The following is a 16,758-nucleotide window of genomic DNA, read 5'->3' on the forward strand; positions in this document are numbered from 1 at the left end:
ATGAGCTTGATCCCTAAAAAAGGAACGGTTTACGTAGTCGATGATGACGAAGCAGTGCGCGATTCGCTGCAATGGTTGCTGGAGGGCAAGGGGTACAGGGTACGTTGCTTCGACTCCGCAGAATCTTTTTTGAGCCGCTACGACGCGCGCGAAGTCGCCTGCCTGATTGTCGACATCCGGATGGGCGGCATGACCGGGCTGGAGCTGCAAACCCGCCTGATCGAGACCAAGTCGCCTCTGCCTATCGTGTTCATTACCGGCCACGGCGACGTTCCCATGGCGGTCGACAGCATGAAAAAAGGCGCCATGGACTTTATCCAGAAGCCGTTCAATGAAGAGCAGCTGGTGGGCTTGGTTGAGCGCATGCTGGAACACGCCAAAGACACCTTTGCCGACTACCAGTTGGCCGTGAACCGCGACGCCCTGCTGGCTAAACTCACCTTGCGTGAAAGCCAAGTGCTAGAGCGCATTGTTGCGGGTCGCCTGAACAAGCAAATCGCCGACGACCTGGGCATCAGCATCAAGACGGTGGAGGCGCACCGCGCCAACATCATGGAAAAGCTCAGTGCCAACACCGTGGCCGATCTGCTGAAAATCGCACTCGGCCAAAACGCCCCCAAAACTTGACGCTATTATTTTTATAGCCACTCGCGCCCGCTCTGCCTCCGCTGCGGGCGTTTTTACTTCAAGATCCGGAATGACCACCTCCCACACTGCCCAAATCATCGATGGCAACGCCCTCGCCGCTCAACTCCGCGCAGATGTCGCGCGCCGCACCGAAGCGCTCAAAGCCAAGGGGCTCACGCCCGGACTGGCTGTAGTGCTGGTCGGTGACAACCCGGCCTCCCAGGTTTATGTGCGTAACAAGGTCAAAGCCTGCTCAGACGCAGGCTTGCACTCGGTGCTGGAAAAATACGAGGCCACCATGACCGAAGCCGAGTTGCTGGCGCGGGTCGAAGCCTTGAACAACGACCCCGCTATCCACGGCATCTTGGTGCAACTGCCACTCCCCGCCCATATTGATGCGAACAAGGTGATCGAAGCCATTGCCCCCGCCAAAGATGTGGACGGCTTCCACATCGCCAGCGCTGGCGCCTTGATGGTCGGTCAGCCCGGTTTCTGGCCTTGCACGCCCTATGGCTGCATGAAGATGCTCGAGAGCATCGGCTACGACCTGCGCGGCAAGCATGCCGTGGTCATCGGCCGCTCCAATATCGTGGGCAAGCCCATGGCCATGATGTTGCTGCAAAAAAATGCCACCGTCACCATCTGCCACAGCGCGACACCCGACCTCAAAGCCATGACCCTGCAGGCCGACGTGGTGGTGGCTGCCGTGGGCAAACGCAATGTTTTGACTGCCGATATGGTCAAACCCGGCGCAGTGGTGATCGATGTGGGCATGAACCGCAACGACGAAGGCAAGCTCTGCGGCGACGTCGACTTTGCCGGCGTGAGCACCATCGCCAGCCATATCACCCCGGTGCCCGGCGGCGTCGGCCCGATGACCATCACCATGCTGCTCGTCAACACCATGGAGTCGGCCGAGCGGGATGCGGCTGTACGGGGGCTTGTTTAATCCGCCCTCGCCCGCATCTAACCCGTATTCACTTTACACACACTGGCACCATGAATTCACTGCTCCAAAACGCGCCCCTGCCCCTTTTTGACCGCATCGCCCCGGCGGAAGTCGGCCCTGCGGTGGATGCGCTGCTGGCACAGGCCGACGCGGCGTTGCAGCAGGTGACAGCAGACGACTTTCCTGCCGAGTGGAAAGCTATCGCATCGGTACTCGATGTCGCTACCGAGCGCTTGGGTTTGTCCTGGGGCGCCGTGAGCCACCTCAACAGCGTCGCTGATAGCCCTGAGCTGCGCGCGGCCTACAACGAGGCGCTGCCCAAAGTGACCGAGTTCTGGACGCGCCTGGGTGCAGACGAGCGCCTGTTTGCCAAGTACAAGGCCATTGACAAAGCCACCTTGAATCCAGAGCAACTGCAGGCCCACAAAAACGCAGTGCGCAACTTTGTACTGGGCGGCGCGGACCTGCAAGGCGCAGCGCGTGAACGTTTTGCTGAAATCCAGGAAAAGCAGGCAGAACTGGGCCAAAAGTTCAGCGAGAACACACTCGATGCCACCGACGCCTTCAGCTACTACGCCAACCTGGCAGAGCTCGATGGTGTACCGGCCGATGTGGTGCAAGCCGCCCGCAGTGCCGCAGAAGCCGAAGGCAAGGAAGGCTACAAACTCACGCTCAAAATGCCGTGCTACCTGCCGGTCATGCAGTTTGCTACCAGCAGCGCACTGCGGGGCATGCTGTACCGGGCCTATGCAACCCGTGCGTCCCAAGAAGCGGCCGAGGAATTCCGCAAGTTCGACAACACCGAGGTCATTAACGGCATCCTGGCCCTGCGCAAAGAAGAGGCCCAGTTGCTGGGCTACCCCGACTTTGCCACGCTGTCAGTAGTGCCCAAGATGGCGGACTCCCCAGAGACCGTGATTCAGTTCCTGCGCGACTTGGCCCGAAAGGCCCGTCCGTTCGCCGAAAAAGATGTGGCCGACCTGCGCGCGTTTGCGAAAGATGAGTTGCAGCTGAACGACCCACAACCCTGGGACTGGCCCTACATCTCGGAAAAGCTCAAAGAAGCCCGTTACGCCTTCAGCGAGCAGGAGGTCAAACAGTACTTCACCGCCCCTAAAGTGCTGGCCGGCTTGTTCAAAATCATCGAAACGCTGTTCGATGTAGAAATCAGCCCTGACACCGCACCGGTGTGGAATCCCGGCGTCCAGTTCTACCGCATGGAACGCGTCGGCCCACAAGGCCGCAGCCTGATCGGCCAGTTTTACCTGGACCCGACCGCCCGCAGCGGCAAGCGCGGTGGCGCCTGGATGGACGACGTGCGCACCCGTTGGCTGCGCCCGGACACCGGCACCCTGCAAACCCCGGTGGCCCACTTGGTCTGCAACTTTGCCGATGGTGTTGAAGTGAATGGCGTCAAAAAGCCGGCTTTGCTGTCACATGACGACGTGACCACCCTGTTCCACGAGTTCGGTCATGGACTGCACCACATGCTCACCCAGGTGAACGAGCGCGATGTGTCAGGCATCAGCGGTGTCGAGTGGGATGCCGTGGAACTACCTAGCCAGTTCATGGAAAACTTCTGCTGGGAATGGAATGTGCTCCAGCACATGACTGCCCACGTCGACACTGGTGAACCATTGCCCCGCGCATTGTTTGACAAGATGTTGGCCGCCAAGAACTACCAAAGTGGCATGCAGACGCTACGCCAGATCGAGTTCGCACTGTTCGACATGCTGCTGCACTCGCAGCACACACCCGGCGACGACATCATGCCCTTGCTGCAGCAGGTGCGCGCCGAAGTCGCAGTGCTGCATTCCCCGAGCTGGAGCCGCTCGGCGCACACATTCAGTCACATCTTCGCGGGCGGATACGCTGCGGGCTATTACAGTTACAAGTGGGCGGAAGTGCTCAGTGCAGATGCCTATGCGGCTTTCGAGGAAACCGCTGCGGAGGATGGAACAGCCGACCCCAAAACTGGCGAACGCTACCGCACCGCGATCCTGGAAGCCGGTGGAAGTCGCCCGGCGATGGAGTCCTTCAAAGCATTCCGGGGGCGGGAGCCGTCCATCGATGCGCTGTTGCGGCACCAAGGAATGTCCGTACAGTAAACACCGCTCCCCTGTTGCCTTTTTAGTTTTTTACACCTTTTGATGCCCTATACGATCATGCAGACTCGAACTACCATCGCCATCGGATTGATCGCCGTGTCTTTAACCGGACTGGCACAGGCACAAGGGGTGTACAAAATTGTGGGGCCGGATGGCAAGGTGACTTTCTCCGACAAGCCCCCCAGCGCAGCACAGGCAGCAAGTGGTGCAAATGTACAAGCGGCCAATGCGGGGGGAGCGGCTGGCACCGCAGGCCTGCCTTATGAACTGCGCCAGATCGTGGCCAAATTCCCTGTCACGTTGTATACCTCTGCACAATGTGCTCCGTGTGACTCTGGCCGCACCTTGCTGAAGTCCCGCGGTGTTCCCTTCAACGAAAAAACCGTCTCCAACGCGGAAGACAACGAGGCGTTGCAACGGCTCTCAGGCGAATCCACGTTGCCGTTTGCCACCATCGGTGGGCAAAAACTCAAAGGCTATTCAGACGCGGAATGGGTGCAATATCTGGATGCGGCAGGCTATCCGAAAGACTCCATCCTGCCAAAAACCTACCGCTATCCAGCAGCTACGCCTCTGGTGAGCATCCAGAAAGCAGCACCGGCGAAAGCGCCTGAAGCGGCCAAGCCTCCCGTGGAGCCGGAAGTAGCGCCGAGACCAACGGCGCCCTCCCCCTCTAACCCGGCAGGCATCACCTTTTAAAAGTAGCCGGCAAAACCTCGGCTGAATGCCGGCATCGCTGCCGGAGAAGCGCTATGCGCGTTTCAACCAGGCTTCGATGCGCGCCAAAGTGTGAGGATCTGAAACACCGGTGAGTGGGTCACACAGAACCAAACCGGTCGTGCCCCCGGGAAAGGCGCCTGCGTCATCGTCCAGGATAAGGTAGTCCCGAATATCGTGGCGTTTGATGGCGTCAGTTATCGACTCCACCCGCAACAATCCACGGTGGGTCATTCCCAACACACGGGGGCCCAGTGGGCCCAACAAGACCTGCATTTGCTCCACAGAGCACTGTTTGCGCCAGGTGGAGTGGATGATGATTTGCACCTCAGAGTGCGCTTCCAAGAGCCCGGCCAGATGCGGCACCCAATAAAAGAGCTGCAACCGTTCTGAAAACGCACTCAGGCTGAGCCCGGAGGTCGGCCAATCGACGATCTCTGTCGCTTTGTGGAGTACGCCATCGAAGTCCAGAAAAATAATGCGCATGGTGAATACCTCCTGCCATCCGGAATTTCGGACAAAAAAAAGCCCATGATTGACATGGGCTTTTTTCATTTTTGGCGGAAACGGAGGGATTCGAACCCTCGATGAGGCTCTACACCCCATACTCCCTTAGCAGGGGAGCACCTTCGGCCACTCGGTCACGTTTCCTAGCAGCCAGAATTATCGCATGAGTCTGGGCGCTTTTTTCCAAACTCGCGTACCTTCATCACAAAAGCTTGCCTGAGAGCCACATTTCATCGGCGCACAAGGACCTATTCAAGCTCTTTCAACCAGACCAACATGCTTCCCCGCCGCAGGACGTGGCCAGAGCCGACCTTCAAATGAATGCGATGGCCTCGGGTGGTGCAGGCCTTGATCTGACGCAACAGCTCGGACAGCTGTGCCGCTTGCGGTATCTCGCCATACAGCGTTTTAAGCCAATGGCGAATGACATTGGCTTGGCGCGCAACAGATATGGCTTGCAAAGGCCGGATCAGCGGCAATTGCATCTCGGCGTGCGCAATCTGGCTCCAGTCTTCAGATGCCAGCTCCTCCAAAAGCGTGTTCGCTTGCGCAGCGTGTCGCGCACTGCGGGTGAAGGTATCGCGAAACTGCGGAAACACCGCTTCCAGTGCCGGCATCACTTGGGCCCGGATGTGGTTGCGGGTGTAACGGACATCCGCGTTGGTGGGGTCGTCTACAAATGACTCGCCTTGCTGCGCCAACCACTCACGCAGTGTCTTGCCGGCGACCTGAAGCAGCGGCCTGTGAAAATGCAAACCGCCACGCTGCCAGTGTGCCGGCATTCCACTGAGGCCTGCCATGCCCGCCCCGCGGCTCAGCGCCAGCAGCATGGTCTCGACCTGGTCATCCGCATGTTGAGCCAGCGCTATCGATTGAATAGTATCTCCCGCGATCCTGGTGCCGGCTAGAGACTCAAAAGCCTTATACCGGGCGATGCGGGCTGCATCTTCAGGACTTTGACCCAGTGCCGGATGGGCGGCCACCTTCGCAATGTGCAAAGGCACCGCCAGACGCGCACAGGTTTCTTGGCAATGCTGTTCAAACTGTTGCGCTGCAGACTGCAGGCCATGATTCACATGAATTGCGACCACCTGCCCCGGCCACCGCGCTACACACGCCAACAGCAGCGCGGTGGAATCTGCGCCTCCGCTATAGGCTACCCCCAAAGGCAATGCGGGCCCGAAGGCCCGCATTGCGTGTTCAAGAGACTGTGTCATGTGTCATGCAACACGGCCAGGCATTTACTTCCCAGTAGCCTTGGTGTCGGTGAATCGGCCGTAGCTCTGGAGACGCTCGTAACGGCGATCCAGCAGCTCTTTGACCTTCAAGTCACTGATTTGGCGATAGGCATCGGCCAGCGCCCGCTTCAAGAAAGCGGCTGCCTGCTTGGTATCGCGGTGAGCGCCGCCTACTGGTTCATTCACAATTTTGTCCACCAAGCCCAATGCCTTGAGGCGGTGGGCCGTAATGCCCAATGCGTCAGCCGCCTCTTGCGCCTTTTCAGAGGTTTTCCAGAGGATCGAGGCGCATCCTTCAGGGCTGATCACCGAGTACACCGAGTACTGCAGCATGATGACCTGGTCGGCCACCGAAATCGCGAGTGCACCGCCTGAACCGCCCTCGCCGATGATGGTCGTGATGATCGGGACTTCGAGCTGCGCCATTTCAAAAATGTTGCGGCCGATCGCCTCGGACTGTCCACGCTCCTCGGCATCAATCCCCGGATAGGCACCGGGTGTGTCGACGAAGGTGAAGACCGGGAGTTTGAATTTTTCCGCCAGCTTCATGAGGCGCAAAGCTTTGCGGTATCCCTCGGGCTTACTCATCCCGAAGTTGCGCAAGCCGCGCTCTTTGGTGTCACGCCCTTTTTGCTGGCCGACCACCATGCAAGGCGTGCCATTGAACCGGGCCAAGCCACCCACGATACTCAGATCGTCCGCGAAATGGCGGTCACCATGGAGCTCCACGAAGTGGGTGAAGATTTCGCCCACATAGTCCAGGGTATAGGGGCGCTCTGCATGGCGAGCGATTTTGGTGATCTGCCAAGGGGTCAGGTCACTGTAAATGTCTTTGGTCAGCTGCTGGCTTTTTTTGCTCAGCTGGTCGATTTCCGCAGAAATATCGACCGCGGACTCGTTTTGCACGTAGCGCAACTCTTCAATCTTGCCTTCGAGCTCCGCAATGGGCTGCTCAAAATCGAGGAAAGTCTTTTTTGCCAACGTTTTTCTCCTTCTTGCGGTACGAGCGCCCAAGCGCCCCACCCGTTAGTACGCGACCGGTAAGGGGTCGAGAGACCGCCAAATATACCAAGTTGCAACACTGCAATATGGCGCCCAGGCTGCCGCGACTTCGCGTGCATCACTGCGGCTCACCACATCACCCGAAAAATAGTTCTGGCTGATGCCAGTGATCAAACCGGCATCATCCAATGGCAGCACATTGGGACGCATGAGGTGGAAAATCATGAACATCTCTGCCGTCCAGCGGCCTATACCGCGTATGGATACCAGCTCTGCGATGATTTCTTCATCGTCCATGCTGTCCCAATCTTTGACGTGCAAGGCACCATTGTCAAAGTGCAAAGCCAGGTCCACCAGATATTCGACCTTGCGGGCACTGAGGCCGGCGGCGCGCATGTCATCCACCTTGAGCTTCAAGACATTGGCGGGCGTCAGCTTCTTGGGCAACAGGCTAAACCGGTCCCACACGGTTTGGGCAGCTTTCACCGAAATCTGCTGACCGATGATGCTGCGCGCCAAGGTCACAAAGGCGTCGCCCCGGGTTTGGAGGCACGCATCCCCGAATTGCGGGATCAGGCGCTTCATAACCCGATCCTTTTTCATCAGGTGTTTGCAGGCCTCTTCCCAAAAATAGGGGGTAATGACTGCTTCGGCAGTCGCAGGAATTGCAACCGCCATTACGCTGCCGCCTCCCAAGTCGTCCCTGCGGCGGAGTCCTTCAGCACAATGCCCTGGGCGAGCAGCTCCTTGCGGATCGTGTCTGCCAACGCAAAGTCCTTCGCGGCTTTCGCAGCGGCGCGCTCCGCGATTCGCTGCGCAATGGTCGCCTCGTCCAGCCCTGCTCCGGATTGCAAGTACGCTTTGGCGTCCGCTTGCAGCAGGCCGATGCAGCCGCCCAACGCCTTGAGGAGCGAAGCACTCTCCACCGAGCGTGTGCGGTTGACCTCGCCCGCCAAATCGAAAAGCACAGCAATGGCTTCAGGGGTCCCAAAATCCTCGTCCATCGCAGCCTTGAAACGGGCTGCGAAGGGGTTGGCCCAATCAATGGCCATGTCCAACGGTGCAGCGACGGTCAGTGCGGTATACAGGCGCTTGAGTGCCTGGCGGGCATCATCCAAATGCGCGTCGCTGTAGTTCAGGGCACTACGGTAGTGGGCCCGCACGATGAAAAAGCGAACGGTTTCAGCATCGTATTGCTTCAAGACGTCGCGGATGGTGAAGAAGTTTCCGAGCGACTTGCTCATCTTTTCGTTGTCCACGCGCACAAAGCCGTTGTGCATCCAAAACTGCGCCAGCGGCTGGCCGTGGGCGCCTTCGCTTTGCGCAATTTCATTTTCGTGGTGGGGGAACTGCAAGTCCGCGCCGCCACCGTGAATATCAAAGGTCTTGCCCAACGTGGCGCAGCTCATGGCCGAGCATTCAATATGCCAACCGGGTCGGCCTGTACCAAAAGTACTCTCCCACTTCGCCTCAGGTGGCTCTTCGGGTTTGGCAGACTTCCAGAGCACAAAGTCCAAGGGGTCTTCTTTTCCGTCTTGAACCGCCACTCGCTCACCGGCGCGCAGTTCATCCAGAGACTTGCCGGACAGCTTTCCGTAGCCTTCAAACTTGCGGACGGAGTAATTCATATCGCCATTGCCCGAGCGGTAAGCCAAGCCCTTGGCCTCCAGCTCGCCAATCAGTGACAGCATTTGCGGCACATATTCAGTGGCGCGAGGCTCCACCGTAGGCGCCTCAATGCGCAGCGCGCCGATGTCGGCATGCATGGCTTCGATCATTTCATCAGTCAACTGGCGGATCGTGATGCCGCGCTCCAGAGCACGCCTGATGATCTTGTCATCGATGTCTGTGATGTTTCGCACATACGTCACCTTCAAATCGCTGGCCTTCAGCCACCGCTGAACCACATCAAAAGCCATCATCATCCGTGCGTGACCGATATGACACAGGTCATAGATCGTCATGCCACAGACATACATGCGCACGTGACCGGGCTCAAGAGGAGTGAAGGGTTGCAACGAACGCGTAAGCGTGTTGAAAATGCGCAAACTCATGGGTATCAAAAACCTGAACACAAAAACAACGAGCCCGCTACATCACAGAAGGACGCAAAGAGGGCTCGCAAACAATCAAATTGGGGGGGATGTCCTCGGGGCTGCACGCTAACCCCTCGGCTACAATGCCCGCAGTATAAAGCCCTGCGCCGAGGGTGACTCACCGAGCAAGTTTTCAAAGGCACTATGAAGCAAGCCCCATCCCCGCTTTTTTCCGCAATCCGCTGGGTTGCACTGGCCGCTACCTTGTCGTTTGGAGTAGCCCATGCCGACGACTACACAGATGTTGCGCAACTGGTGCGCAATGGAAAGCTCCCGGAGGCCATGGCCAAGGCGGATCAGTATCTTGCAGCCAAGCCCCGTGACCCACAAATGCGCTTCCTGAAGGGCGTGATCCAACGTGATTCCGGCAAAAACACCGAGGCGATCGCAACCTTCACACGGTTAACTGAAGACTATCCTGAGCTCCCGGAGCCCTATAACAACTTGGCAGTCCTGTACGCCGGTCAAAGTCAATTTGACAAAGCGCGTACGGCCCTTGAAATGGCGATCCGCACCAACCCCAGCTACACCACGGCCCACGAGAACCTGGGGGATGTGTATGCCAAGTTGGCTAGCCAAGCGTACGGGAAAGCATTGCAACTCGATGCGAACAACGCGGCGGTGCCGCCAAAGCTCGCTCTGATCCGCGAACTGTTTAATCCGGCTACATCCAAAGGCCAGCGTCCGGCGTCAACACTGTCTACCCCGGCACCCGCGGCGCCTCCACCCGTGGCAGCGCCGGCAAAGCCGGCCCCAGAGCCTGTAGCCAGCAAGCCCGCAACCCCCGCTGTGTCGGCAGCGAACGCAACACCGGCGCAGACGGCAACAGCGGCAGCCGCCCCTGCTGCCCAACCTAAAGCCGAACCAGCATCAGGTACCGATGCACGCAAAGACGTCGAAACTGCTATACGGAATTGGGCGAAAGCGTGGGCTGCCCGCGATATGAAAGGCTACTTGTCAGCCTACGGACGGGACTTCGATACACCGGGTGGTGTGAAGCGGTCTGCCTGGGAAGAAGAGCGTCGCCAACGCATTACCGGAAAGTCAAAAATCACGGTTACGGTCAGCAACCTCAACATCACTGTTAACGGCTCGAAGGCGACCGCGAAATTTCGCCAAGATTACAAAGCCAACGAGCTGGCAGTGTCCAGCCGGAAAGTTCTGGAGCTCACCAAAACTGGTGATCGCTGGCTGATTGTTCGCGAATCTGTTGGCAACTGAGGCGTCGGAGCACTGTCGGAACGTGTTCGATAGCCTTTTGCGCACATTGAAATCCAATGTGCCCCATATCCGCGCCTTTCTGTGGACCCTCCCGTTGTTTGCCGCAGGACTGGGTTTGTATCCAGGCGATGCATCGGCAAATCCTGTTAAGACTATTCCGGCCCAAAAGCCGGCAGTTAGCCCAGCTTCTAAAAATCCTGCCAAGGACGACACTGGCGCTGCAGAAGCACGGCTGATTGAGGTCTACGGCCTCATAGGGCGGGGTGAAAATCGGTCGGCGCTTCTTAAAGCAGAACGCCTTGCGGCCGACTTCCCCACTTTCCAGCTTGCACAACTGGTCTACGGCGACCTGCTGGCTTCACGGGTACGGCAGGTGACCACGCTGGGCGACGTTCCGCCTGCGATGGCCAAAAGCGCGAGCGAAGCGCTCAAAGAACTGCGTGAGGAATCCAGCAAGCGGGTGAAGGCGCTGAAAGAACGGCCACCGACAGGCATGGTTCCTGCGCAGTTTCTGCAACTCGCTCCGACCACCCGCCACGCGATTGCAGTCGACGCCTCCCGGTCACGCCTGTATTTGTTTGAGAACGCAGGGAACGGCTTAACGCTGATTGCGGACTATTACATTTCTGTCGGAAAAGCGGGAATCTCCAAAGCCGTAGAGGGTGACCAGAGAACGCCTTTAGGCGTCTACTACATCACCAGCAATTTGGACCCCAAGACACTCAAAGACTTTTACGGGTCCGGTGCTCTCCCCATCAACTATCCGAATGTTTTGGATACGAAACGCGGGAAAACCGGCAGTGGCATCTGGCTGCATGGAACCCCGCCCACCCAGTTCGCCCGTGCCCCCCTGGCAACGGATGGCTGTATCGTCCTTGCAAATCCGGACTTGGAGCGCATCATCAAAACAGTCGCGATCCGGGCAACACCGGTCGTCATCGCGCCGCAACTGCAATGGGTGCCGGCAGTGAACGCAAAAAACGCCGCGAAGGGATTTGAAAGTGCCCTTCTCGCCTGGCGCAATGCGAAAACCGGCGGCAATGTACAGCAGGTGCTGAGTTTCTACACCCCGGACTTCAACAGCAACGGGAAAACGCTCCAGCAATGGACTCCTTTGTTGCGCGGAGAGATGGAAAAAATCAGGGGAAGAACGATCCAGCTAAAGGATGTCTCTTACCTCCACTGGATTGATAGCAACGAAACCATGGTGACCACCTTCGGCGAGGTGGCCGAAGGCTCCCGTATTGGCTGGACAAAGCGGCAGTACTGGAGCTACCAGAATGGTCAATGGAAAATTTTTTACGAAGGAATACTCTGATGCACGTGTGGATTCAACGAGGACTCAAGGCCCTGACCGTTTGCACCGCCCTGCTCTTGCAACAAGCAGCGGTGGCGCAGGATGTTGCCCCTAAAGTCGTGTTTCAAACGACCCAAGGCAATTTCACGGTGGAGGTTTATCCAGACAAGTCACCCAAGACCGTCGAAAACTTTCTGCGGTATGTGAAAGACAAGCATTACAACGGCACTGTCTTTCACCGCGTTATCCCCAATTTCATGGTGCAAGGCGGCGGCTTTACGGCCAATATGCAGCAAAAAACGACCCGGGACCCGATCCCCCTGGAAGCCAACAACGGTTTGAAGAATGACCGGGGCACTATCGCGATGGCGCGCACAGCCAACCCGCAAAGCGCGACCGCGCAGTTCTTTATCAATGTGGTGGACAATCAAAACCTGAATGCACCTCGCCCTGATGGCCATGGCTATGCTGTTTTCGGCAAAGTCGTCCAGGGCATGGATGTGATTGACAAAATTCGTGGTGTTCCGACCACCAATGCAGGCATGTACCAAGATGTGCCACAAACCCCTGTCGTTATCAACTCGGCCACTTTGGCCCCTTAAATCATGAGCAATCCTCAAGTCGAACTCCACATCACCGGCTACGGCGTTATCACCATCGAGCTGGACCAAGAGAAAGCCCCCAAGTCCAGCGCCAACTTTTTGGCGTATGTGAACAAAGGCCACTACAACAACACGATTTTCCACCGCGTGATTCCGGGCTTCATGATCCAGGGCGGCGGCATGGAGCCGGGAATGGCCCAGAAGCCAACCGACGCTCCCATCGAAAATGAAGCCAACAATGGCTTGAAGAATTCGACGTACACCCTGGCTATGGCGCGCACTGGCGACCCGCACTCTGCGACTGCACAGTTCTTTATTAACGTCGCGGATAACGGCTTCCTGAACCACACCGCACCCAGCATGCAAGGCTGGGGCTACGCTGTGTTCGGCAAAGTGATCGCCGGCTCTGAAGTGGTTGACAAAATCAAGGCTGTCAAAACCGGCAAAAAAGGCTTCCATGATGACGTGCCTAAAGAGGACGTGATCATCGAAAAAGCCGTGGCGCTGTAAATGGAAAAATGCCAGTGGAACTGATTGCACAGCCCCACTGGCGGCGGGTGGATTTCATCTCGGATCTCCACCTGCACTCCAGCGAGCCCCAAACACACGCAGTTTGGGCCCGCTATATGCGGGACACCAAAGCAGACGCACTCTTCATCCTCGGCGATTTGTTCGAAGTCTGGGTGGGCGATGACACCCTCACGGATGCACAGAGTTTTGAGTCTGCTTGTGTATCGACTATTCGCAGCACCGCAGCGCGGATACCGGTGTATTGCATCGTCGGTAATCGCGATTTTTTGCTCAGCCAAACGTTCTCTGCTGCGGCACAAGCTCAGCTCTTGCCCGACCCTACTACGCTGACTTTCGCATCTCACCGGATTGTGTTGACCCATGGAGATGCTTGGTGTGTGGATGATGTGGATTACCAAGCATTCCGCCGCACCGTAAGGTCTGCCGACTGGCAAGCCAACTTTCTGAAGCGCCCGCTACCGGAACGCAGGGCCATCGCGAGCGACATCAGATTGCAGAGTGAAAAAAAGAAAGAAGTGGCCAGCTACGCAGATGTGGACCACTCCGTAGCGCAAGAGGCGCTCGCGTCCGCCGACGCAACCTATCTCATCCACGGCCACACGCACAAGCCTGCGACCCACGAAATGGAACACGGAACACAGCGCTGGGTCCTGAGCGACTGGCACATCCAGGGGAAAGCTAGTGACAGAGCAGAGGTGCTGAGGCTAGAGCTGCAGCCGATCTCGGACTCGCTCATGTGGACCCGCCTCGCCCCGCACAACGCCTGCTGATCAATCAGGCAGGCTCGTAGCGCTCTCCGTGCCGCAGAGCTGAGCGGCACGGATCCGCTTCTTTAACGCTTCAACAGAACTTTCAACACATTTTGCAAACGGCGCGCTTGTGTCGCGTCGTACGCTGCTGCCAATACTTGGGCGGTATCTTCAGCCCAGGTTTGAGCTGGTGCGGGGTCATTGCGACGGGTCAACAGTTGCAACTGCATGCCGCGTCGGGCATCCAAATGCTCGGCGGGAGTCGGCACCTCCGCTGCCATTTCCAGGCGCAACAAGTGTTGCGAAGCCACCTCGGACTTCACAGCAGCCGAGGCACTGACAGCCTTCACCCATGCATTACGGGCCTGACCCGCGGCACGGCCACCCAGGTCTTGAGCCGTAGGCAACAACGCAGCATCGCGCTTTTCCCACGCAGACAACAACTGCACCAAGGCCTCGCCATGAGCTTGGGCTGCCAGCTTTTTGAGCGCGAATTGGGCGTTTTCCATCGCTTCGCGTTGCGCACGGAAAGCGGTGTCACCCAAACGTGGCGCGCTGCTCATGGGCGCACGATTGCGGTCGCCCATGCCGGCGCGGTCATCGCGACGAGGCGTACGGTCGCCGAACCCGGGCTTGCCGGCATCACGCCCACCGCGCCCTGCATCTTTGCGGTCGCCAAATTTGGACGCGCGGGGATCTGCAGGAGTTTCCTTCTTCATACCGGGACGGTCATCTCCGCGCACCGCCACCACCGGCTTGGGCGCTGGCTTGGGAGCGACCACAGGCGCTATGGCGGCCGAGGACTCACCCTCTTCAGCAGCTGCTTCGATTGCTACACTTTCGATAGCTACCGACGCAGATTCCGCCTGGGTAGACACCGGATTTTCTTGTTGAATCAAGCCTTGTGCTGCCTGTTCACCGGCGCCTGCCGCGGCCACATCCGCCTGGGCTTGGGCTTGACCATGCAGCGCAGCGTCGAGCGCTGTCATGGCTGCGCGGATGGCGGTTGCATCGCCAGAGGCGTTAGCAGCTTCCAACGCCTTGGCTGCATCAAGCACCGCACGGTCGCGCGCACCCAAGGCAGCCTCTGCTTTTTCACGGTCAGCACTTTTGCGATTAAAGGCATCGTCAATGGGCTTACGGAAGGCATCCCACAGCTTTTGCTCTTGGCGGCGATCGACCGGGATCGCGTGGGCCTGGGCTTGCCAGCGTTGCTGCAAGGATTTGACCGCATCGATCCGCAGTACCGGCATGGCACCAAGCTGCTTGGCCTCTTCGATCATCGCTTGGCGGGCTGCAAGGCTTTGTGCCTGAACCGCCTCCAGTGGAGCCGCGGCTTCTGCAAAAGCAGCTTTCCATAAGGGTTGCAGCTCCGCAAACATTTTTTCGCCCACATGGCCTGCTTCACGCCAGCGATCGGAAAACTGATACAGGATGCGATTGAAACCTTTCCAGTCGTCATCCAATGCGGTGCGGTTTGCCGCAGCCCATGCCTTCACCTCGTCAATAAGTGCTAATCGTTGGGCACGGTGCTCGGCAGACTCCGCCTTGACCTTCTCCAACCAGCTCTCCACCACTTTGTAGGCTTCGTTGCAGGCTTCGTCAAAACGCTTCCAAAGCGCATGGTTGGGCACACCGCCTTGGTCGGTTTGCTTCCACTGGTCACGAAGACTGCGCAAGGTTTCTTGCATCTTGCGGCCGCCGATCGCCTGACCATCAGGGCGCTTGAGCAGGCCTTCAGCCTTGCCCACGAGCTCCTCACGGATCTGGTCTGCACGCCAGCGCTGCCAACCCTCCAACTCACCCGCGGCCGACAAAGCGGCGTGGGCGTGGTTTTCAAGCTTGGCATCAATCAGCTTGCCGAATTCTTTCAGGGCGTTGCGCAAGCCTGCAGCGGCACCGGCGCTGGCTTTGCCATGGCCTTCGCCCACTTCTTGCTCAACGGTGGCCAACGCTGCCTTGACCGCAGCTTGCGCTTGTGCGCGCAACTCGGGATCTACCTTGGGCTTGGAAACCTTGGGGGCCACCTCTGCCGGGACGCCGCGCAGCGCACGGATCTCGTCGGCCCACACCGGCACTGGAGGCAAAGGTGCCGCCGCATCTTGCGCCGCAGTCAGGGCGAGTGCCAATGCGGCCTGGAAAGCGTCCCACACCACCAACAACTGGCCTTTGGACGCATCCAGCAAAGCCGGGAATTTGGCATCCACACTTACCCAGTTGCTGTTGGATACCAAGGTTTCGGCTTGGCTCTGCCAATGCTGCACATCGGTGCGCAGGGCATCAACTGCCGTTTGAGCATCTGCCAATGCTTTGGTGGACAGCACTTCAATACGCTGAGCCAGCAATACTGCCGCTTCGCGCTGGACCTGCACCTGGTGTTGCAGGTCTTCGATCCCTTTTACACGCTCAGAAAGCTGCCCCTTCAGGGTGAGCAATGGCTCTTTACTCAACGGTGCACCCGCTTTGGCGGCATCACGTTGCCAAGCAAGGGCGTCTGCAATATTGAGTTTGGCGGTGTCGATCAGGGCTTGCGCTTTGGCAGACCATTCAGCACCCAGTGCTTCCTGACCTTTGGCACGGCGGGCCTCATCGAGCTTTTCTCGCACCAATTTGGCGGCGCCCTTGTCTTTCACGCTGAGCTCTTTGAAGACGTCGGCCAACTGTTCGTGGCCCGGCTGGGTCAACAACCAGTCACGAATGCGGGACGCACGCTCCCCCGCAGTGGCAGCGGTAAAGGCTCCGCCAGTCAGACGGTCCAGAGAGGCGATATCAGTGTTTTTAGCAGATTGGTTCGACGTCACAGCGAGCTCAGAGTAAAGTGGGTATGAAATAAGCAACCTCGTATTTTCGCTGCGTTTTCAACACAATCCGCATTGTTTTTGGCGCATTGCACGCAGGAACCGAAAAAGCCGGGGAGCAAGTCCTCGACGACAGCATGTTTTGCCCCTCCTCTCTTGACCGAAGAGCGTGCCTTAGGCGTGAGTTTTTGCAGACCAAAAATGCAAAGGGGTGGCGGCATCATTCGGACACTCCGACCTCCCCTTGGGGTAAGTGCACTGCAGCGGCGGGTGCTCTATATATAGATGCTGCATAGGTCGCCAGAAACACACCCGA

15 protein-coding genes and 1 tRNA gene are annotated in these 16,758 nt (G+C 58.2%); 9 read left to right on the forward strand and 7 right to left on the reverse strand.

All coding sequences use genetic code 11. The features are described from left to right. The 4 genes from RAE21_RS07535 (at window position 1) to RAE21_RS07550 (ending at window position 4,383) form a co-directional block, all read left to right on the forward strand. Entirely contained in the window at window positions 1–627 is a 627-nt protein-coding gene (locus RAE21_RS07535) for a response regulator transcription factor (protein WP_313875956.1), read from the forward strand. Window positions 628–697: 70 nt separating this feature from the next. Then, window positions 698–1,576, forward strand: coding sequence for a bifunctional methylenetetrahydrofolate dehydrogenase/methenyltetrahydrofolate cyclohydrolase FolD (gene folD, locus RAE21_RS07540; RefSeq protein ID WP_313880838.1), 879 nt, complete (start codon window positions 698–700; stop codon window positions 1,574–1,576). 50 nt (window positions 1,577–1,626) lie between these two features. Next, window positions 1,627–3,684 (forward strand): M3 family metallopeptidase, encoded by a 2,058-nt coding sequence (locus RAE21_RS07545; protein ID WP_313880839.1) that lies wholly within the window; start codon window positions 1,627–1,629, stop codon window positions 3,682–3,684. A gap of 57 nt (window positions 3,685–3,741) precedes the next feature. After that, window positions 3,742–4,383 carry a glutaredoxin domain-containing protein gene (locus tag RAE21_RS07550; protein WP_313880840.1) on the forward strand — a complete coding sequence of 214 codons (642 nt, stop codon included), beginning with the start codon at window positions 3,742–3,744 and terminating at the stop codon, window positions 4,381–4,383. A 51-nt stretch (window positions 4,384–4,434) separates the two neighbouring features. On the opposite strand, the gene RAE21_RS07555 is transcribed toward RAE21_RS07550, so the two are convergent. The 6 genes from RAE21_RS07555 to cysS all read right to left on the reverse strand — a co-directional run bounded on the left by RAE21_RS07555 (window position 4,435) and on the right by cysS (window position 9,202). Then, window positions 4,435–4,887, reverse strand: a complete 453-nt coding sequence (locus RAE21_RS07555; protein WP_313880841.1) for an HAD domain-containing protein — start codon at window positions 4,885–4,887, stop codon at window positions 4,435–4,437. Between the two features lie 72 nt (window positions 4,888–4,959). Continuing rightward, a tRNA-Ser gene (locus tag RAE21_RS07560) sits at window positions 4,960–5,052 on the reverse strand. A gap of 104 nt (window positions 5,053–5,156) precedes the next feature. Beyond that, window positions 5,157–6,125 (reverse strand): tRNA lysidine(34) synthetase TilS, encoded by a 969-nt coding sequence (gene tilS, locus RAE21_RS07565; protein WP_313880843.1) that lies wholly within the window; start codon window positions 6,123–6,125, stop codon window positions 5,157–5,159. 24 nt (window positions 6,126–6,149) lie between these two features. After that, window positions 6,150–7,127, reverse strand: coding sequence for an acetyl-CoA carboxylase carboxyltransferase subunit alpha (locus RAE21_RS07570; protein WP_313875950.1), 978 nt, complete (start codon window positions 7,125–7,127; stop codon window positions 6,150–6,152). A gap of 45 nt (window positions 7,128–7,172) precedes the next feature. Continuing rightward, entirely contained in the window at window positions 7,173–7,826 is a 654-nt protein-coding gene (locus RAE21_RS07575) for a DNA-3-methyladenine glycosylase family protein (RefSeq protein WP_313880844.1), read from the reverse strand. Continuing rightward, the gene (cysS, locus tag RAE21_RS07580; protein ID WP_313880845.1) at window positions 7,826–9,202 is read right to left on the reverse strand and encodes a cysteine--tRNA ligase; all 1,377 of its coding nucleotides are present in this window, start codon (window positions 9,200–9,202) and stop codon (window positions 7,826–7,828) included. Before cysS ends, RAE21_RS07575 begins: the two co-directional genes overlap by 1 nt. Before the next feature lie 186 nt (window positions 9,203–9,388). Here cysS and RAE21_RS07585 point away from each other — a divergent pair, with 186 nt between their 5' ends. Genes RAE21_RS07585 through RAE21_RS07605 form a run of 5 tightly spaced genes read left to right on the forward strand, consistent with a single transcriptional unit; the run spans window position 9,389 to window position 13,665 of the window. Beyond that, window positions 9,389–10,465 (forward strand): nuclear transport factor 2 family protein, encoded by a 1,077-nt coding sequence (locus RAE21_RS07585; RefSeq protein ID WP_313880847.1) that lies wholly within the window; start codon window positions 9,389–9,391, stop codon window positions 10,463–10,465. Between the two features lie 22 nt (window positions 10,466–10,487). Then, on the forward strand, window positions 10,488–11,783 hold the full coding sequence (locus tag RAE21_RS07590) for a L,D-transpeptidase family protein (RefSeq protein ID WP_313880848.1): 1,296 nt from the start codon (window positions 10,488–10,490) through the stop codon (window positions 11,781–11,783). Further along, window positions 11,783–12,364 (forward strand): peptidylprolyl isomerase, encoded by a 582-nt coding sequence (locus RAE21_RS07595; protein ID WP_313880849.1) that lies wholly within the window; start codon window positions 11,783–11,785, stop codon window positions 12,362–12,364. The genes RAE21_RS07590 and RAE21_RS07595 overlap by 1 nt, the downstream gene beginning before the upstream one ends. 3 nt (window positions 12,365–12,367) lie before the next feature. Next, complete coding sequence (locus tag RAE21_RS07600) at window positions 12,368–12,874, forward strand: peptidylprolyl isomerase (RefSeq protein ID WP_313875945.1); 507 nt, start codon at window positions 12,368–12,370, stop codon at window positions 12,872–12,874. A 14-nt stretch (window positions 12,875–12,888) separates the two neighbouring features. After that, window positions 12,889–13,665 carry a UDP-2,3-diacylglucosamine diphosphatase gene (locus tag RAE21_RS07605; RefSeq protein WP_428983997.1) on the forward strand — a complete coding sequence of 259 codons (777 nt, stop codon included), beginning with the start codon at window positions 12,889–12,891 and terminating at the stop codon, window positions 13,663–13,665. 62 nt (window positions 13,666–13,727) lie between these two features. Here RAE21_RS07605 and RAE21_RS07610 read toward each other — a convergent pair whose 3' ends face one another. Further along, window positions 13,728–16,445: a DUF349 domain-containing protein gene (locus RAE21_RS07610; RefSeq protein ID WP_313880851.1), complete on the reverse strand. Its 2,718-nt coding sequence runs from the start codon at window positions 16,443–16,445 to the stop codon at window positions 13,728–13,730. Window positions 16,446–16,758 lie beyond the last annotated feature (313 nt).

Origin of the sequence: Rhodoferax potami, from assembly GCF_032193765.1 — a bacterium.
Lineage (GTDB): Bacteria > Pseudomonadota > Gammaproteobacteria > Burkholderiales > Burkholderiaceae_C > Allorhodoferax > Allorhodoferax potami.